This window comes from Streptomyces sp. SAS_272 (assembly GCF_052543235.1).
Genome location: NZ_JBMNDR010000009.1, coordinates 119,517 through 136,184 on the forward strand (window position 1 = coordinate 119,517; position 16,668 = coordinate 136,184).

General features: G+C 70.3%; 20 protein-coding genes. 14 read left to right on the top strand and 6 right to left on the bottom strand.

Annotated elements, in window-relative coordinates; all coding sequences use genetic code 11:
- The first annotated feature begins 109 nt into the window (after positions 1-109).
- The 8 genes from ACN6LD_RS09075 to ACN6LD_RS09110 all read left to right on the top strand — a co-directional run bounded on the left by ACN6LD_RS09075 (position 110) and on the right by ACN6LD_RS09110 (position 6,905).
- Positions 110-751, top strand: coding sequence for a WhiB family transcriptional regulator (locus tag ACN6LD_RS09075; RefSeq protein WP_269655416.1), 642 nt, complete (start codon positions 110-112; stop codon positions 749-751).
- The gene (locus ACN6LD_RS09080) at positions 748-2,388 is read left to right on the top strand and encodes a hypothetical protein (protein WP_445042842.1); all 1,641 of its coding nucleotides are present in this window, start codon (positions 748-750) and stop codon (positions 2,386-2,388) included. The genes ACN6LD_RS09075 and ACN6LD_RS09080 overlap by 4 nt, the downstream gene beginning before the upstream one ends.
- Positions 2,385-2,576, top strand: coding sequence for a hypothetical protein (locus ACN6LD_RS09085; RefSeq protein WP_445038321.1), 192 nt, complete (start codon positions 2,385-2,387; stop codon positions 2,574-2,576). The genes ACN6LD_RS09080 and ACN6LD_RS09085 overlap by 4 nt, the downstream gene beginning before the upstream one ends.
- 90 nt (positions 2,577-2,666) lie before the next feature.
- On the top strand, positions 2,667-2,903 hold the full coding sequence (locus tag ACN6LD_RS09090; protein WP_445036628.1) for a hypothetical protein: 237 nt from the start codon (positions 2,667-2,669) through the stop codon (positions 2,901-2,903).
- The gene (locus ACN6LD_RS09095) at positions 2,900-3,526 is read left to right on the top strand and encodes a plasmid mobilization protein (RefSeq protein ID WP_445036626.1); all 627 of its coding nucleotides are present in this window, start codon (positions 2,900-2,902) and stop codon (positions 3,524-3,526) included. The genes ACN6LD_RS09090 and ACN6LD_RS09095 overlap by 4 nt, the downstream gene beginning before the upstream one ends.
- Positions 3,523-5,265, top strand: coding sequence for a relaxase/mobilization nuclease domain-containing protein (locus tag ACN6LD_RS09100; protein WP_445036625.1), 1,743 nt, complete (start codon positions 3,523-3,525; stop codon positions 5,263-5,265). The genes ACN6LD_RS09095 and ACN6LD_RS09100 overlap by 4 nt, the downstream gene beginning before the upstream one ends.
- Before the next feature lie 424 nt (positions 5,266-5,689).
- Positions 5,690-6,133 carry a hypothetical protein gene (locus ACN6LD_RS09105; protein ID WP_445036624.1) on the top strand — a complete coding sequence of 148 codons (444 nt, stop codon included), beginning with the start codon at positions 5,690-5,692 and terminating at the stop codon, positions 6,131-6,133.
- 79 nt (positions 6,134-6,212) lie between these two features.
- On the top strand, positions 6,213-6,905 hold the full coding sequence (locus tag ACN6LD_RS09110) for a hypothetical protein (protein WP_445036623.1): 693 nt from the start codon (positions 6,213-6,215) through the stop codon (positions 6,903-6,905).
- An 89-nt stretch (positions 6,906-6,994) separates the two neighbouring features.
- Here the strand turns inward: ACN6LD_RS09110 and ACN6LD_RS09115 are convergent, their stop codons facing one another.
- The 4 genes from ACN6LD_RS09115 to ACN6LD_RS09130 all read right to left on the bottom strand — a co-directional run bounded on the left by ACN6LD_RS09115 (position 6,995) and on the right by ACN6LD_RS09130 (position 9,257).
- Entirely contained in the window at positions 6,995-7,399 is a 405-nt protein-coding gene (locus ACN6LD_RS09115) for a hypothetical protein (protein ID WP_445036622.1), read from the bottom strand.
- A gap of 280 nt (positions 7,400-7,679) precedes the next feature.
- Positions 7,680-8,498 carry a DUF317 domain-containing protein gene (locus ACN6LD_RS09120; RefSeq protein WP_445036621.1) on the bottom strand — a complete coding sequence of 273 codons (819 nt, stop codon included), beginning with the start codon at positions 8,496-8,498 and terminating at the stop codon, positions 7,680-7,682.
- Between the two features lie 15 nt (positions 8,499-8,513).
- Positions 8,514-8,804 carry a hypothetical protein gene (locus ACN6LD_RS09125; RefSeq protein ID WP_057608360.1) on the bottom strand — a complete coding sequence of 97 codons (291 nt, stop codon included), beginning with the start codon at positions 8,802-8,804 and terminating at the stop codon, positions 8,514-8,516.
- 81 nt (positions 8,805-8,885) lie between these two features.
- Positions 8,886-9,257, bottom strand: a complete 372-nt coding sequence (locus tag ACN6LD_RS09130; RefSeq protein ID WP_057608361.1) for an SPDY domain-containing protein — start codon at positions 9,255-9,257, stop codon at positions 8,886-8,888.
- A 403-nt stretch (positions 9,258-9,660) separates the two neighbouring features.
- On the opposite strand from ACN6LD_RS09130, the gene ACN6LD_RS09135 reads away from it, so the two are divergent.
- The 4 genes from ACN6LD_RS09135 to ACN6LD_RS09150 all read left to right on the top strand — a co-directional run bounded on the left by ACN6LD_RS09135 (position 9,661) and on the right by ACN6LD_RS09150 (position 13,050).
- A complete protein-coding gene (locus tag ACN6LD_RS09135; RefSeq protein WP_445036618.1) occupies positions 9,661-10,665 on the top strand; it encodes a DUF3800 domain-containing protein in 1,005 nt (334 codons plus the stop codon).
- 83 nt (positions 10,666-10,748) lie between these two features.
- Positions 10,749-11,138 (top strand): hypothetical protein, encoded by a 390-nt coding sequence (locus ACN6LD_RS09140; RefSeq protein ID WP_445036617.1) that lies wholly within the window; start codon positions 10,749-10,751, stop codon positions 11,136-11,138.
- Between the two features lie 224 nt (positions 11,139-11,362).
- Positions 11,363-12,175: a class I SAM-dependent methyltransferase gene (locus tag ACN6LD_RS09145; protein ID WP_445036616.1), complete on the top strand. Its 813-nt coding sequence runs from the start codon at positions 11,363-11,365 to the stop codon at positions 12,173-12,175.
- 20 nt (positions 12,176-12,195) lie between these two features.
- Positions 12,196-13,050 carry an SDR family oxidoreductase gene (locus ACN6LD_RS09150; protein WP_445036614.1) on the top strand — a complete coding sequence of 285 codons (855 nt, stop codon included), beginning with the start codon at positions 12,196-12,198 and terminating at the stop codon, positions 13,048-13,050.
- A gap of 456 nt (positions 13,051-13,506) precedes the next feature.
- Here ACN6LD_RS09150 and ACN6LD_RS09155 read toward each other — a convergent pair whose 3' ends face one another.
- Positions 13,507-14,361 carry a GNAT family N-acetyltransferase gene (locus ACN6LD_RS09155; protein ID WP_445036613.1) on the bottom strand — a complete coding sequence of 285 codons (855 nt, stop codon included), beginning with the start codon at positions 14,359-14,361 and terminating at the stop codon, positions 13,507-13,509.
- Positions 14,362-14,935: 574 nt separating this feature from the next.
- On the opposite strand from ACN6LD_RS09155, the gene ACN6LD_RS09160 reads away from it, so the two are divergent.
- Both ACN6LD_RS09160 and ACN6LD_RS09165 read left to right on the top strand, forming a co-directional pair.
- Positions 14,936-15,268: a PCC domain-containing protein gene (locus ACN6LD_RS09160; RefSeq protein ID WP_445036612.1), complete on the top strand. Its 333-nt coding sequence runs from the start codon at positions 14,936-14,938 to the stop codon at positions 15,266-15,268.
- Positions 15,268-16,203 (top strand): phosphotransferase family protein, encoded by a 936-nt coding sequence (locus ACN6LD_RS09165; RefSeq protein WP_445036610.1) that lies wholly within the window; start codon positions 15,268-15,270, stop codon positions 16,201-16,203. The genes ACN6LD_RS09160 and ACN6LD_RS09165 overlap by 1 nt, the downstream gene beginning before the upstream one ends.
- A 142-nt stretch (positions 16,204-16,345) precedes the next feature.
- Here ACN6LD_RS09165 and ACN6LD_RS09170 read toward each other — a convergent pair whose 3' ends face one another.
- Positions 16,346-16,555 carry a hypothetical protein gene (locus ACN6LD_RS09170; protein WP_445042843.1) on the bottom strand — a complete coding sequence of 70 codons (210 nt, stop codon included), beginning with the start codon at positions 16,553-16,555 and terminating at the stop codon, positions 16,346-16,348.
- Positions 16,556-16,668 lie beyond the last annotated feature (113 nt).

Here is a 16,668-nt window from a genome sequence, read left to right on the forward strand (position 1 = left end):
TCCCGCCCCGGCCGCCGGCGCACGCCCATGCGCCCGCAGCCGGCACCCGACGCCGCGCCCGCCGAGCACCGCCCCGGTCGGCCGACGCGGCAGCACATCGGAGATCGCCATGCGCCACATCACCACGCACGACGCGCCGGCCACCGGCCTGCGCGGCATCGGAGACACCAGCTGGCACACCCGCGGAGCGTGCCACGGCATGGACGTCGAGGACGCCGACGCCGTCTTCTTCCCCGGGCCCCGGGACCACGAGGACATCGCCGAGGCGAAGGAGCTGTGCGGCTGGTGCCCGGTACGCCGCGACTGCCTCGACTTCGCCCTGGAGAACGTCCTCAAGGAGGGCGTCTGGGGCGGCCTCACCGAAGCCGAGAGGCGTCCCTTGCACGACGGACTGCCCCAGCGTCTCGACTACCGGCGCGTGACGGCCTTCTTCCAGGGACGCGACGTGCATCTGACCGAGGCCGAGCGGCAGGTCGTCATCGACCACGCCTACGTGCGCGGCTGGCGGCCCGACCGGCTCGCCGCCGCCCTGCAAATCAGCCACAAGCACGCCCGAGACCTGCTCCGGCAGGCCGCCAACAAGGTCTTCGACCGCGACCGCACCTACGGCGTGCCGCGGCCCAAGAAGAAGCGGAAGAAGACCACCACGGCAGCAGGCAGCCCCGCGCCCGCTGCACCCGGCACACAGCAGCCGATAGCCCGCCCGGCAGCGTCGACTCCGGCGCACGCCTCTCTCGGAAAGGCCGCATGACCCACCCCGTCCTGGCCCTCAGCGCCGCTCCGGACCTCCCTCTCCTCCTCGCCGCCGGCGTGCCCGCCGCCCTCGTGCTGGTGCTGGTCGCCTGGACGATCCGGCGCCGGGGTACGCGCCCGCAGAAACGTCTCGGCGGTCCGGCGGTCAAGGTCGCTGCCCTTGCTGCCCTCGGCTGCACCGCCTACAGCGCCGACACCTCATGGCGCTTCGCGGCCGACTTCCTCGACATGGCCGGCACCGCCGAGCGGGCCGGCATGTTCGCCGCGGCCGAGCTGGCGCTCTTCGCGACCGCGCTGATGGCACGCCAGAACATGGCCACTCAGGGTGCCCCCGGCATGCCGGGCACCCTGGTCTGGGTGATCACCGGAGTGCAGGTGATCCCCGCCTACGCCGAGAGCGGTCCCATCGGCGGCACAGTCCGGGCCTTCGTCGGGCCGGTCATGGCGGCGATGCTGTGGCACCTCGCGATGGGAATCGAGCTGCGTCTTCGCACCCCGGGCGCCGCCTCCCACGGACTGATCGCCGTCCTGGGCCGGGAGGCACGCGAGCGGCTCCTGTCCCGCCTCGGCATCGCCGCGCGAGACCGCGACGCCGCACAGATCACCCGAGACCGGGCGACCGCCCGTGCGGTCGCCCTGGCCGCCCGCCTCGCCGAGCGCACACCCGAGCAGCAGCGGAGCTGGCGCGGCCGGCGGCTCACGCGGCGCCTGTCGAAGGCGGTCGGCAGGGCCTCGGTCGGCACCGACCCCCTCCAGCGCGCGAACCTGCTCGACCAACTCGCCGCCCGCCGGCACGCACTCGCGCTCGCCACGGTCCCGCTGCCCTCGCCCTGGTCCCCGGCGCAGAGCACCACAACGCCAGCCACGGTCCCCTTGCAGTCGGCCCCGAAAGCGCCGGTCCCCGTCCCCAGTCCCCACGGTCCCGACGAGTCGGACGGGGACCCGGGACCGAGCGATCCGAGGGGACCGGTCCCCGAGCTTGCGGACTCGAAGGCGTCGGCAGACCCGGGGACCGAAGGCGAGAACGCGGGGACCGGTGTGGGGACCGAAGCCCTAGAAGCAGGCCCGGTCCCGGGGACCGGTCCCGCCAACCCGGAAGCCTCGGAGGGGGACACCCGAGGCGTGGGGACCGAGCGCCTGACGCGAGAGGTTCCTGCTCAGGGCCCTGATTCGCGTCGGGGACCGAACGCCGCCGAGTCGGGGACCGAACCCACCGGGGACCGGGGACCGACCGACACCGACACGGGGACCGAACCCACCGGGGACCGGGGACCGACCGACACCGACACGGGGACCGAACCCACCGGGGACCGGGGACACCAGGTCCCTCTCCGGCGGAAGCCGACCGCAAAGACCAGGACGAAGAACAAGGGGAAGCGCGGCCGGTCCCGCACCCCTCAGACACAGCGCCCGCCACGCGAACTGGAGCAGTCGGTGGACCAGCTCGTCCAGCAGGTCCGCCCCCACGTCCCCACCCTGCTCGAACGGGACGGCAACGAGTCCGTCACCCGGGTCCAGCTGCGGGAGATCCTCCGCCGCGAGGGCCTGAAGGGCGGCCGGAACGACCGGCTGAGCCTCGTCCTCCAGGAACTGCGGAGCGACGACACCACAAAGACAAGGAGCGTCGCCCGATGAAGACCTGCCACCAGTTCGACACCGTCCGTGCGGAGTACGAGCGAGAGATCGGCTTCATGCTCGCCCACTCCAAGCGGCACGAGGGCAGGCCGGCGGCGAAGTCCAGCGCAAAGCAGGCTGCCGCGACGAAGCAGCGGATGGCCCGGGCGCTCAGCAGCCACGTCGGGCGCTGCCCCGAGTGCGGCTGAACCGTCAAATCCCCAGCTCAACGCCCCTATCCGCAACGGGTGGTGGCCCGGCTCCGTGCCGGGCCACCGCCCCGCTTAAGGAGGCACGCCGTGATTCCGTGTCCCCCTCGTCCATCCGAGCCCACCGCCGCCGAGGCCATCGCCTGGGCGGACGTCCTGGTCCGCCGGCGTCTCCTGCACGCCGCCGTCCTCACGCCGAACGGCCAGTGGCTCGTCCAGGACCGGCCCGACGGACCCGTCCGCGTCCTCATGGGACCGGCCGACGTCGTCACGCTGGCCGCGACCATCCAGGACCACACCCGCACCATGAGGCCCGAAACCCGATGACGAACCCCACCCCGAACGGCACCGCCCCGGAACTTGATCCCGACTCCAACTCGGTCTCGGGGCGAGCAAGTTGGGGCGGAAGCGTAGCTTCCGCCAACCCCGCCCCCAAGTGGGACGGGGAGGACCTGCACCGGGGGGCGCAGGTCGAGGAGGCTTCGACCGAGGGCGGATCGAAGCCGGGACAGGAGAAGAAGCCGACCGAGCGCCGCAGCCACCGCGAGCGCGCTGTGCGCGCTCGTCAGCGTCCGCGTCAGCCTCGCGCCACGAAGCGCCTGCACCAGCCCAACACTCGTTTCAACGAAGAAGAGTTCGCGCTGATCAAGTCCGCCGCCGCCCGATGCAACCTGTCCGTCGCCGGGTTCCTCGCCCGCGCCGCGCTCGCCGCAGCCCGCGACCTCGACCGAACCAGCGCCGAGATAGCCGACGAACGCGAAGTGATCACAGCCCTGTTCGACAGCCGGCGTCGGCTCGGCTGGGCCGGCAGCAACCTCAACCAGGCGGTCAAGGCACTCAACTCCGGCGCGGACGCTCCCCAGCTCGATGCGGCCGTCGCCGCCGTACAGCGGGCCGCCGACACCGCGCATGCAGCCGCCACACGCCTGATCGAACGCCACGGCGCATGATCCCCAGCGTCAACAACGCCGGATCAGAGACCTTCGGTCTCCTCAAATACCTCTACGAGACCGGCAAGTACGAGGACCACACCGACCCCCATCTCGTGGCCTCCTTCGACGGCATGGCCCCCGACCCCGGCCGTGACCCGAACGCCACCCTCAAGGACCTGCAGCAGCTCCTGGACCAGCCCGTGATGGCCCTGCCGAAGCACGCGCGTCCGGCCAAGCACGTGTGGCATACCTCCGTGCGCGCGACGGCGGACGACCGGATCCTGTCCGACGAGGAATGGGGTGAGATCGCCCGGCGGATCGTGGCCGCCACCGGCATCGACCCCGGCGACGGGCAGCCTGGCTGCCGCTGGGCCGCCGTACGCCACGCCGACGACCACATCCACATCGTCGCCACCCTGGTGTGCGAGGACGGCAGCCGCCCCGACGACTTCCGCTCCGGCAAACGCGCGCAGGCCGAGTGCCGCCTCATCGAGAAGGAACTCGGCCTCCACCAGGTCGCCTCCGGCGACGGCACCGCCGCCCAGCGGCCCACCAGCGCCGAACGCCACAAGGCCGAACGCCAGGGTCGCGAGCGCACCGCCCGCGAGGAGCTGCGCGAGACGGTACGGCGCGCGGTGTCCGGTGCGAGGAGTGACGAGGAGTTCTTCGACCGGCTCGCCGCTGCCGGCGTCCTGATCCGTAAGCGCGCCGCGCCCTCCGGAGACCTCCTCGGATACAAGGTCGCTCTGCCCGACGACCTGAACAAGGACGGCGAGCCGGTGTTCTACCCCGGCGCGCGCCTGGCCCCCGACCTGTCGCTGCCCCGGATCCGGGAGCGCTGGTCCGGCGGCACCGGGACCGAGCCGACGTCATGGAAGGAGGACACGGTCCGTACGGGGCCTGGCGCCCCGGCCTCCGCCCGCCGCGGGACGGCATCGGCTGCGTGGCAGGCCGTGCTCATCGTCGAGCACGGCGACGACGCGGTCGCCGCCGCCCACATCGCCGCCGCCGGCGAGGTCCTGGACGCGCTCGCGAAGACCTCCGCCGCACACACCCGCCGCGAACTGCGAGACGCCGCAACAGCGTTCGAGCGGGCCTCCCGCTCCCACGTGCGCGCCGTACGCGGGCACGACCGCGCGCTGCGGCAGGCCGCCCGCGACCTCGTCCACGGCGGGCCCGCCCTCGGCCGCGGTGAGGACGGTGCCACCACCGCGATGGCGATCGACATGCTGTTCTTCCTCATCACCGCCGCCGCCCACTGGCACGCGAGAAAGGGCCATGCCCAGCAGGCCGAAGCCGCCGCCCAGGCGGCCGGGCACCTGCGCACCGCCTACCGGGCCGCCGCCGCTCAGCCGCTCGGCGTGCTCTACCAGCGAGGCCGACGTCTGAGCCGGCCGGTGCTCCAGCGGCAGACCGTGCTGCTGCGCGAAGCGCTGCCGGGGCTCGCCGAGCGGATCCTCGCCGAGCCCGGCTGGTACGCCCTGGCCGCGACCATCGCGGAAGCCGAAGCCGCCGGCCACGATCCGGCCGCTCTTCTGTCCGCCGCGGTCGGGCGTCGTGAACTCGACACCGCGGAGTCGGTGAGCGACGTGCTGGTGTGGCGGATGCGGCGGACGGCCGATCTGCCCGCCGACGCCTCGCCCCTGTCCGAGAGCGGCACCGCTGGGGTCCAGCCCCCAACGCACAGGACGGCACCCCAGACTTCCGCGCCAGGCCGCGGCCGCAGCGGGGAGGAGACATCGGGCAAAACCCGGTGAGCCCTGCCAGCCGGGGTGCAGCCTCAGCGCACGACCAGGAGCAGGCGCACCGCCACCTCCCCGCTCGCGTGCCACAGCATGGCCGTACGCCACAGCGGACCCCGGCGGCGTTCAGGCCCGCGTTGTGGGTCACGGGCGCTACGCACACTCAGGAGGAACGCAAGGGCGCAGGTGCGGCGACTCGAGCCAGTAGGCGACGCGAAGTTGGGCGGTCGAAGCCGACGTGACGTGTTCGGGCACGCCGAGGGGACATCACTCATCCGCTCGAGACACGCGCCGTGCCCACTCGTCATCCGCGCCCCCAGGAGGCGGAAACCGCCTGATGACCTGCCCGAAGGCGACTGTGGACTTTGTGAATTGAAACCGCCAGGGGCGTAAGGCACGATCATGAATCGAGCAGGACGAGGCACAGGAGGACGCCAGGGTGTTTCAGCGAATACGCCGCCGGGCCAAGGAGCCCAGCGAGGAACAGCGCCGGTTCTTCGAGCTGTCGGCGCGGCTGCAGAACGAGGTCCCGCCCGGGATCGGGATGCCGCCGGCCGAGCCGGAACACATCGAGCCGACCGCGGTGGTGGACGACTTCCTTCCGCCGGAGTTGCGGGTACCCAGCCACGACCAGGTCGGCGGCACCATGATGCCGTGGAAGCAGCCGCTCGTCCTCGACGGCGAGATGGTCGCCTGCGCCGAGTGCGGCGCATACCGGGACTGGCTCATCCTCTCCACCCGCGACCAGATCTGGCTGCGGTGCCGGGTCGGCCACCAGCAGCAGGAAACCCGCCTCGACACCGCCTGGTTCAACCGGAACCGCGGACCGGCGGACGCGACGCACGCCACGTTCGAGGACTGCCTGCGCCACCTCGGGCACTGACCTCCACTCCTACGACCCCACCGGGCCCGCGGGCCCGCACTGACCACCCGTCGTCCAGCACCAAGGGGTCAGTTCCGTCATGCGCGTTCGCGTCGCCACCACCGTCCTCGGCATCACCGCCGCCCTCCTCGCCGTGTCCGCCTGCTCCACCGACACCACCGGCGCCAAGCACGCCACCGCCGCCTCCGCCCGCACCGGGTCGCCGGCCGACACAACCCAGGCTGCTCCGCTGACGTCGGCCGAGCTGGAGACGCGCCTGCTCGACCAGCGCGACCTCGGCAGCGGCTACCTGCGCAAGCCGGAGCGCCCCGCCCAGCACGACGACGTCACCGTCATCGGCTGCCCGGCCCTGAGCGAACTGGGCGGCGACGCGGCCACCGGCGCCACGCTCACCTTCCCCCGCAAAGCGAAGACGGCCTTCACCTACGGCGGCAGCTCCTCGGAGTTCTCGGAGGAGTTGTACAGCGACGGCGCGACCAAGCTGTCCGACGGCATCGGCCGGATCTTCGACGCCATGACCGGATGCCCTACCTACCAGGTCGTCGCGGGCGGCACCCCGATCGACATCGCTTCGCAGAAGCTGCCCGCGCCCCACGGCCTCGGTGACGAGCAGTGGAGCCAGCTCCTGACGTTCTCCGCCGGAGGACGGAGCACCGTGGTCAAGCAGACCGCGATCCGCGACGGCAGCCTGCTGCTGATCGTCTCCGGCTCCCCGGCCCTCGTCGACCGCCACCTCGACAAGGCCCTCACCAAGGCCACGGCAGCCAGCTGACAGGCCCCGACACCACTGCTGCCCCCGACCAGGACTTCGGGGGCAGCAGTGCTGTGCTTGTTCCGCTTTGACGGACACCAGTGCGGTGGTCAGGCTGCGGTTCCGTACATCCAGCGGCGAACCACGGTGTAACCGTCAGGAAGCTCGTTCCCCGTCAACTCCCTATACCTCCCCTTGGCCTCTTCGCTGGCGTGCTGACCGGGAGGGAGCCTTCGGAGGAAGGGGTCGCGGTCAGGGGCAGGCGAGGACTGGCGAGGTTGCTCCGTAGCTTCATCGTCGGAGGCCGGTTCGTAATCCGCGATGTCCTCGACCTCATGCCTTGTGGAGCCCTGCTTTGCGAGGTAAGCGACCACGGCCAGACTTACGCTCAGAGTCACGCCGCCCATGACGCGGATCTTCGGCTTGTGCTTCGCGTACCAGCTCTTCGACTTCTCGTCAGAGGGCGCGGGCTCGCCATCTGCGGGAGTGCGTTCACCAGGCGTGGAGTCGTCCATGTGTACACGTCTATCGGACCCAGCCGCTACCTGTCAGGCAATCAACCGACATCACCCGATCCGCTTCAATACACCGAGCAGACCCCCGCTTCACCGCACTTCCCCGCCTTGGGGCCGGAGACGATCACCAGTGCCGGGCAGGCCCGACACCCTGTACTCGTCGCCCCGGTCGCCGTCCTCCGACTCGATGGCTCGCCCGAGCCCCGGAGGGAAATACCAGAAGCCCGGCCCCTGTTCGGGGACCGGGTTTCTTCCGTCTGGTTAGGTGCGCCGTCGATGGCTAGGCCGGCGCCCGCAGCAGTCGCTCCCGGGTGGCCTCGGGCAGCACCCGGCGCAGGACCGGTGCGGTCGAGCTGAGGGAAGTGGCGAAAGCTGCCACGAGGTCGTGCGGGGCGCTGGCCCCGAAGGAGGCCGCCCACAGGCAGGGGGCGCCGAGCGCGGGCTCGGCCCATGCCTGCCATCCGACTGGTCCTGGCTCGTCGGCCTCGGTCGTCAGGGCGCGCGGGTCGGCGTCCTGGATGAGGGGCGGTACCTCGCCGAGGCTGATGTGCGAGGTGAACGTCGGGTCCGTCGCTGCCGCGTCGGGCTGGTCGATGTCGCGGAGCCAGCCGTGTGCGGCTACGGCGTCGAGGACCAGTTCGGGTCCGGCGAACGGCACGGCGGGCTGGTCTCGGGCGTCGAGCGCGACGAGGAAGTCGGCCACAGCCTCGCCTGGGACGTCGGTGGTGAAGTAGCACGACCACGACGCGAGCGGGCTGCTGGTGTCCGCGCGGGCGGAGATCTGCCAGGCGATCGGCAGGTCTCCCAGGTGGAACGGCTCGTCCGCCAGGCTCCACTGCGCCCATCGGAGGGTGTCGGAGCTGATGTGCAGAACGGTGCTGCGCAGGACCTGGCGGTCCTGGGGTGCCTCGTCCGGCTCATGACGTCCGCGGACGATCGTCAGGCTCGTCCAGCCCAGCCCGGAGAGCGTGTCGGCAACGCCGTCGTAGAGGCACCCGTCGTCACCGGCCAGATGCCGGGGGCCGACCCAGAACGCGGGCTGGCCGCCGGGCGGGTTGGACGGGTCGGGCGGGAAGTCGGGGTACAGGGGCGCCTCCAAGGGGTCGGTGCGGCTCTAGTTGCCGCCGGCACGGCGGCGGGGGCGGCGCGGGGGTGCCTGGACGGGGCCCTGCCAGGTCAGGGCGATGGCGACCTCGGGCGGCAGATGGCCGAGCTGTGCGTCCTCGTCCCGCCCCTCGGCGAGGTAGACGACGGTCCGGCCGGTCTCATCCACGGACTGCACGACCTGCGCCAGGCGGTGCGCCATCGGAAAGAAGGGGTTCATGGCCTGGCGGACCGGAGCATCCCGGTCGCAGGCGGACAGCAGGTCGATGAGATCACCGACGGTCATCTCCGGGGTCGTCACGAACAGCCTCCTGGGGTGAGCGGAAACAGTGAGCGGTGAAAAGGGCGGGGCCCGACATCTGACCGGCCGCCCGGGCGAGAACTACTCGTGGGCGCGCTGTCGTACACGACGTGAGGTCTCCAGCACGCGCGCCACGGCGGCGGCGACGATGTCGGCCGGCGTCTCGATGTCGAACGACAGGTGGTAACCGCGCACCTTGGCCGTGCCGGACACAGCGATCTTCCATCCCTCGCCGTCCGTGCCGGGACGGCCGAGCGGGAACCAACCGAGGTAGAAGCGGCCGTCCTTCGAGCTGACGTGCACGTCCGCGCGGTCGTCCACAATCAGGTGGAAGTCCTCTGCGGAGAACTGGTCCATCACGAGCGTGGGCTGGCCGGGTCCGAGCTGCCACTCACGCAGCCGCAGGGCTTCAACGGTGGTAGCGAAACCGGAGCCCACGGGCGCTACGGTCACGGGCAATCACCTCTCTGACCTGGGGTTTCTTGCAAGGTCGTCTAGGTTGACATGTCCTCACGCACGTTGGCCAGTCTTTCCGCGATCTTTCCTGTCTGCCCCCGGCGAACTGCTGTCCTTGGACAGCGAATCCAGTCGTCCGCCCCGCGCTGACCTGCGGCGACTAACTTGATTGACAAGGGCGTTGGTGTGGCCGTCCCCACTCACCAACGCTATGACCTGCGACGACTACGTTGGATGGCAAGGAACTCCACGGACTTGGTTCGATGTCGGCGGACAACTGCTTCCCCTGTGGCTATGTTCACCGGTCGGCACGATCGAGGTTGAGGGGATAGCCGACCGCTGCGGGTGCCAGCGCCGACTGCGGCGGGCCCGCCCCGACGCTGGCGGGCATCCTCCATACATGTCCACTTCACCCATGGAGCGCCCCGTCGTTTACGTCGACGAGTCCGCCAACTCGGGCCAGAACCTCCTCGACCCGCACCAAACTGTCTTCACGGTGGCCGGGGTTCACCTCCCTGACTACCTCGCCGCCTCCATCGTCAACGAGGTCCGTGGGCAGCTCCCGCGCAATCTGCGCGAGCCGAAGTACACGTCGTTGGCGGGTTCCAGCGGCGGACGGAAGGCGCTGATGAACGCCTTCGCGCGCCTGCCCGAGGGGAGCGTGCGGACGTACCTGGTCCACAAGCGATTCATGGTGATGACCAAGATGGTCGACGTCATCGTGGAACCCATGGCGCACCGGGACGGCTACAACCTGTACGAGGGGAAGGAAACCCTCGCCCTGGCGAACATGCTGCACCTGGCCGGCCCGGTCATGGGGGATGCGGACGCCTACGACCGGATGCTCCAGGCGTTCGTGAACTGGGTCCGGCAGAAGGCCACCACCGACGAGCTGTACGCGGCCATAGCCGCCCTCAAGACCTCCGTGCAAAGCCAGCAGTTCGCCGAGTACGTGGAGGTCCTGGAATACGGCCGGCCCGTCGCTGACGAGACCGCAGCGGAGATCGCATCCCAGGGGCATCGGGACGAGCTGGATCCGGCTATCCCAAGCTTGTACTGCCTCGCCACCACGTTCGGTCAGACCCTGGGCAAGTTCCGCCTGGTGCACGACGCATCGAAAGTAGTCGACCGCAACACCACCCGCCTGCACACCGTGCACTTCCTCCCCGATCCCGCGCGGCCGGGCGAGTTCATGAACCCCTTCATGGGCGGCATCGAGTTCGCGGACAGCAAGGACCACCCGCAGCTCCAGGTGGCGGACTGGGCTGCGGGCGCGACGCGCCAGTGGGCGCAGTGGATGGCAGGTGGCGGCGGGGACCAGTTCTCCCGCGGCCTGGAGCCGGTTGTCCGACCCTGGCTCATCGACGGCATATGGCCGGCTCCCGTGGAGGGCTCAGAGACATGATGGCGACGAGGGGTGCCTGCAGGATCTGAACAGGCTCCCCTGAAGTCGGAGTCGCCCTTGGACCACACCACCAGGAGGAACCAGTGTCATACCCGCAACTGCTCACCCCCGAGGAGAAGCTCGCCGACGCGAAGAAGCTGTTGAGCCTCCCGCGTATCGTCGTGATCTGCGGCTCCACCCGCTTCATGACCGAGATGAACGAGGTCGATCTGCGGGAGACCAAAGCCGGAAAGATTGTCGTCAAACCGAGCTGTGACATGAAGTCGCCGCACGAACTTTGGTCCGATCCTGGCGAGGCCGAGGCGCTGAAGGTTCGGCTCGACGATCTGCACCGGGCGAAGATCCGGCTCGCTGATGAGGTGCTCGTAGTCGGCGACTACATCGGAGACAGCACCCGAGCCGAAATCGCCTACGCCCGGTCGCTGGGCAAGCCCGTGCGGTTCACGCACCCCGAAGTCAACCCTGACGCCTGACCGCCCGCTGCCACCTCGACCACCAGGGCCGGCAGCCCGCCGCCTGACCGTCTCGCGGTGACTTCGGCCGCCACCCACCCCACACCCTCCGCAGGCATCCCCTGGCACTGTGGCAGCGGCGGTGGGGGCCGGACCGTCACAGGGCTCCGAAAATCAAAGTGATCACTTCCTGGTCTCCCCTACCCTGCCGGACACCGACAGCCCCTCCTGACAAGGACGGTCCGATGACGAGCAACCCCGCCGTGCGCCCGGAGATCATCGACTTCTACAGCCGGTCCGACGAAGCCGCACGGCTGCAGACCACCGCCACAGGCACCCTGGAGTTCGCGCGCACCCGCGAGTTACTGCGCCGCCACCTCCCACCGGCACCGGCCCGCGTGCTCGATGTCGGCGGTGGTCCCGGAACGCACGCCCGATGGTTGGCCGACGACGGCTACACGGTGCACGTCGTGGACCCCGTCCCCAAGCACGTCACCCAGGCAGCCGCCATCGACGGCGTGACGGCCGAGCTGGGCGACGCCCGCCGCCTCACCGCCGCGGACAGGACGTACGACGTCGTTCTGCTTCTCGGCCCGCTCTACCACCTCCACGACAAGACCGACCGGATCTCCGCGCTGACGGAGGCGGCCCGCGTGGCCCGGCCTGGCGGGCTCATCGCCGCGGCGGCGATCTCCCGCTATTCGCCCCTCCTCGACTACATCGCGACCACCGGTATCACCGAGTCCGCGATCCAGGACGGGGTCCGTGACACCCTGGCCCAGGGCCGCTACGCCGGACAGCGCGGCTTCACCGTCGCCTACTTCCAGACCTCCACCGAGCTGCGCGCGGAGGTCACGGAGGCCGGTCTTACCGACCCCAGCCTCTACGGAATCGAAGGACCCGGCTGGGTGGCGGTCAAGGCCATCGAGAAGTACACCAGCGCCAACCTCATGGGCACGGACATGTACGAAGCGGCCCTCGCCGCGGCCCGCATCGCGGAACCGCACGCGGCCCTCACCGATGCCTCTGCCCACATTCTCGCCATCACCGGGCCCTGACCGATCTAGGGTGTCGCCTCATGACGCTGCTGATCGTAGGTGGGTCCGGGTTCCTGGGCACCGAGCTGGTCCGGCAAGCTGTATTGGCGGGGCGCCCGACAGCCGCGACCTATACGACCAGGCCCGGCAGTGCTCCGGGGATTACCTGGCGCAGTCTCGACCTGCGGGATCCAGGGAGCGTGGAAGCGGTCGTGGCCGAGGTGAACCCTCGCGTCATCGTCAATGCGTCGAGCGGCGGGGCCGACTGGGCAGTCACAGCCGAGGGACCCGTCCGCCTCGCGATCGCCGCAGCGAAGGCCGGAAGCAGAATGATCCAGGTCTCCACCGACGCCGTCTTCTCCGGCCAGAGTCACGTTCCCTACGACGAACACTGCAGGCCCGACCCCATCACCCCGTACGGAGCGGCGAAGGCCGCCGCGGAAACGGTGCTGCTGCTTCATCCGGACGCCGTCGTGGCCCGCACCTCGCTGATCATCGGCGACGGCCAGTCCGAGCACGAACGCACCGTCCACGCACTGGCCACCGGCACCCGCGATGGCGTCCTCTTCACAGACGACTTCCGATGCCCGGTCCACGCGAGCGATCTGGCCGCAGCGCTCATCGAACTCGCGTCGGGCGACACGACCGGCGTCCACCACCTCGGCGGGAACCAGGCTCTCAGCCGGCACGAGCTGGGCGTGCTCATCGCCCGACGCGACGGACTCGACGCATCGCGACTGCCCACCGGCCTACGAGCCGACAGCACCCTGCCCGGGCCCCTCGACATCCGCCTGGACAGCCGCTCGACACAGCGCAAGTTGCGCACCACGCTGCGCGGCGCGCACCAGTTCCTCGCCCCGGGACGGCCTCACCAACACCCTTGCCAATCAAGTTAGTCGCCGCAGGTCAGCGCGCAGGGCTTCGGCGAAGTCCGCTGACGTCTGTTTCGTGATCATGTGAGCCCGGGGAGCTGAAGGGGTCGACTCGGGTTTCGATCGTCGTGGCGGAGGCCAGCGGCGATGTTGGTGACTCCGTCCCCATACCGCCTACGCCGAAGCCCTGGGTACATGACGGCTGCGTGCAGGGCGGCCCGACCGAGCTTGCGCTCATTCCCTACAACTGGAAGCTCTACCGCGATCACGAACGACTCTCGGCTCCTCGGTCGACGCTGGCCCTGTCGGGAGCTGCGTGGCATTCGCTGCGCAAGTCGCGGATCTGGTGTCCTGCGCCGCAAGTTCGTCGAAGAAGTCCAGCGCGGTTCGGCGGAGAAGTCCCCTGCTGAGAGATGTGTTCGCTGTGGTGCCCGCCACGGGGCGCACCGGAGTTCTTCGCCGGATCTCTGGCGCGGCATGCTAGAAGTCGTACAGCGCAAAGTCAGTAATCGGGCGGTACCCAATCCGCTGATAGAGGCCGTTGCTGGTGGGGTTGGCCAGGTCCGTAAACAGCAGGACCTCCGCCGCGCCTGCGGCTAGAGCGGCCCGGCTCACCTCGACTGTCGCGGCGCCGGCGTAACCGCGACCGCGCAGGTGTGCCGGGGTATAGACGGGGGCCACCCGGATCTGGCCCGCGACCATGGGCGTCCTGCCCGCCATGGAGACGGGGGTGCCGTCCGGGGTTTCCCAGAGCGTGACGCGTTCGTGGGCGATGCGCGTGTCCGCCCACGAGCTGTTGTCCGCAGAGGGGGCTCCTCCGATGTCGGTGACGAACTCGCGTTGCCAAAGCATGAGTTGCTCGCGGTCCTGCTCGCCCGCGACTCGCCCCCGGCCCTCAGGGAACGGTTCTGGTGGCGTGAGCGTGCCCAAGCGGTACAGGCGCTCCCGCTCGTGCAGCGTCGGTATCGCGCCCGTGCGCCGCTGCCAAGCCTCTGCGAAGAAGCTGGCGGTGTCGTGGTCCGCGTTGACGCCGGGGAGGGGATGGCCGAGGCCGGCTAGTTGAGCGGCGAGGCTGTCGGCCTCTTCGGGGGTGAGGGGGGTGAGGGTCAGGCGGCGGGGCGGGGTACGGAAGAAGGTCGCACGGACCTCGCCCGCCCGTTCCAGCAGGCCGAAGATGGGGGCGTCGGCGCCGTACGCGTCCGCCCCGCGCGTACGCAGTGCCTCGGTCACCGTCAGCGGGACGGTGTGCAGGGCGGGACGCGACTGTAGGAAGTCTCCGGCGCGAGCGAGAAAGTCGTCGAGGTCTTCGGTGAGGTGCCAGTCATCCGGACTCATGTCTCATGATCCCGCGTGCCGTCGGCGTGCGCCCGTGGTTTTCCGCTGGGAGGGGCGCGAACACGTCTGCCGTCGAGGGGGCTTCGGCGCCGACACCTCGCTGGACTTCTTCAACGCACTTGTGGGGGGCGGGACATTAGCTTGATCTTTGATCACGGGCATCGGACCAGGACGAGGGAAGGCTTTGGCCATGCCTGGCCACGTCGTCCAGCGCGTTCCTCGCCATGCCGAGGAACGCGTTGCGCACCGCTATGAATTCCATACCGGCCTCGTGCACGGTGTCACCCCCGTCGGCAGGGCCTGGTAACTCGCGTGCAAGTGTCCAGAGGTTTCGCTTCAAGGCGTCCGCCCCCTCAATCTCCCCTTCGAGACATCACTGCACGTCAGCGGGTGCTTTAGTGGACGGATACAAGCGGATTCCTCAGTCCCTTTCACCCAAGACACCACGCACCGCGCGGAGTTCCTCGCCACTCGCTTTGCGAGAGAGGCCCCTCAACCCCCGTGCCGCTGGCGCCCGCTGGTGCTCCTCAGTCATGCTGCGGGAGCTGAGCCCCATGATCGGACGGAGTCACGCGTGATCGTCTTTGAAGTCTTCTCCGGTGAGCTAGTCGACGGGTTGAGCCGCCAGGCCGCCGAGGCCGGCATCACCGATGCGGCGATCGTCTCTTTGATCGGGGCCGCCGACTCCTTCACCGTCTCGACCATGCCCGAAGGCGACGCCCTCAAGGACAACATCACGAAGTACGACCTGCCCGGCGAGATGACCGGCACCGGCGAGATCCGCAACGGCTCTGTCCACCTCCACGTCGTCATCGGCGTCGAAGGCGACCACGCCATCGCCGGACACCTCCACGAAGCCGTCGTCGGCACCCACTTCGCCCGCGCCTACGCCATCCCCATCGCCTAATGCCTGTACCGCACACCAGCGGCCGTCTTCAATGGATTGACGTCCCCCCGCCGCTGCGCGCTCGCCTCGAAACCGCCCTCGGCGCACCCGTCACCGACGCGGTCACCCCGGGCGGCGGCTTCGGCCACCAGCTCGCCGCCACCCTCCGCCTAGACAGCGGTCGACGGGTCTTCGTCAAGGCCGCCCCCGACGACGACCCGCTCACTGCCGCCAACCTCCACGAGGCGGCCGTCCTCGACACTCTGCCGCGTGGCGCTCCGGCCCCGGACCTGCTGGGCATCCACCGCGCCGCCGACTGGACCGCCGTCGTCATCGCCCACCTCGACGGACCCCACCCGGACCTCTCTGCGGCCTCCGGCGACGCCGAACAGACTTGGGACCTGCTGGCCAAGCTCACCTCCAGCCCCGCCCCCGCGCCGTACACCGCGGCGGTGAGCGCCGTGCCCTCCACGGCGGCGGCCCTGCACGGCTGGGACGAGCTTGCCGCCGATCCGCCGGACGACCTCGCCCCCGCCGCCCGCGTCCACCTGCCGCAGCTCGCCGAACTGGAAGCGACCTGGCCCGCCCTGGCCTGCGGCACCCGCATCGTCCACGGCGACCTGCGGGCCGACAACATGGTCCGCGACCACGACCAGGGTGTGACCTTCGTGGACTGGGCGCACGCCACCACCGGCCCGGCCTGCATCGACGCCGCTTCCCTCGCGCCGCAGCTCGTCCTCGCCGGACACGCGCCCGCAGACATCGCCCGTCTGCTCCGTGACCACCCCGCTACCGCCAGCAGTCCCGACACCACCACGGCGTTCCTCGCTGCGCTCACCGGCCACTGGCACCGCAACGCCCGCAGGCCCTCGCCCCCCGGCGCCCCCGGACTGCGCGCCTACCAACGCCGCGCGGCAGCCGCCGGCCTCGCCCTCCTCGGCTACCGCCTGCGTTGACACCTCACTCGTCACCGAGTTGCCCCGTTGGACCTAATGGGGCTGACCGGTCGTGACGTGCGATGGCGCTCACCCCTCCTGCTTTGAGTGAGCGCCGTTCTCTAGTCCCTTTCACCCGAGTCACCAGTGCGCGTCGGCCGCCTCAATCGCAGAGCCGCGACAAGTGGTTCCCAGAGACCGTGGACCAGGTGGGGAACAACGCGGTGTGTCCGTTCCTGGCGCGGGTCAAGACGACGTACAGCAGCTCGGAGCCGGTCGGGTACGGCTCCCCTTCGGAGCCCTGGAACTCGTTGCTTCCGAGGAACAAGATCGTGGTGTCGGCTTTCCGGCCCTTGGTCTGATGGAGGTTCATGACCTGGATCCGGGCCTGCCAGGCTGTCCCTGCCCCGACCAGCGCTTCGTCGCGTGCGCGGAGAAGCTCCTGCCCGGGGGGGGGGGGGGGGGGGGGGGGGGGGGGGGGGGGGG

What these genes read in the sequence shown, in the direction of transcription:
- ACN6LD_RS09075 (WP_269655416.1), top strand. Translation starts at nt 110, where the DNA reads ATGCGCCACATCACCACGCACGACGCGCCGGCCACCGGCCTGCGCGGC.
- ACN6LD_RS09080 (WP_445042842.1), top strand. Translation starts at nt 748, where the DNA reads ATGACCCACCCCGTCCTGGCCCTCAGCGCCGCTCCGGACCTCCCTCTC.
- ACN6LD_RS09085 (WP_445038321.1), top strand. Translation starts at nt 2,385, where the DNA reads ATGAAGACCTGCCACCAGTTCGACACCGTCCGTGCGGAGTACGAGCGA.
- ACN6LD_RS09095 (WP_445036626.1), top strand. Translation starts at nt 2,900, where the DNA reads ATGACGAACCCCACCCCGAACGGCACCGCCCCGGAACTTGATCCCGAC.
- ACN6LD_RS09100 (WP_445036625.1), top strand. Translation starts at nt 3,523, where the DNA reads ATGATCCCCAGCGTCAACAACGCCGGATCAGAGACCTTCGGTCTCCTC.
- ACN6LD_RS09110 (WP_445036623.1), top strand. Translation starts at nt 6,213, where the DNA reads ATGCGCGTTCGCGTCGCCACCACCGTCCTCGGCATCACCGCCGCCCTC.
- ACN6LD_RS09115 (WP_445036622.1), bottom strand. Translation starts at nt 7,399, where the DNA reads ATGGACGACTCCACGCCTGGTGAACGCACTCCCGCAGATGGCGAGCCC.
- ACN6LD_RS09135 (WP_445036618.1), top strand. Translation starts at nt 9,661, where the DNA reads ATGTCCACTTCACCCATGGAGCGCCCCGTCGTTTACGTCGACGAGTCC.
- ACN6LD_RS09145 (WP_445036616.1), top strand. Translation starts at nt 11,363, where the DNA reads ATGACGAGCAACCCCGCCGTGCGCCCGGAGATCATCGACTTCTACAGC.
- ACN6LD_RS09150 (WP_445036614.1), top strand. Translation starts at nt 12,196, where the DNA reads ATGACGCTGCTGATCGTAGGTGGGTCCGGGTTCCTGGGCACCGAGCTG.
- ACN6LD_RS09155 (WP_445036613.1), bottom strand. Translation starts at nt 14,361, where the DNA reads ATGAGTCCGGATGACTGGCACCTCACCGAAGACCTCGACGACTTTCTC.
- ACN6LD_RS09165 (WP_445036610.1), top strand. Translation starts at nt 15,268, where the DNA reads ATGCCTGTACCGCACACCAGCGGCCGTCTTCAATGGATTGACGTCCCC.
- ACN6LD_RS09170 (WP_445042843.1), bottom strand. Translation starts at nt 16,555, where the DNA reads ATGAACCTCCATCAGACCAAGGGCCGGAAAGCCGACACCACGATCTTG.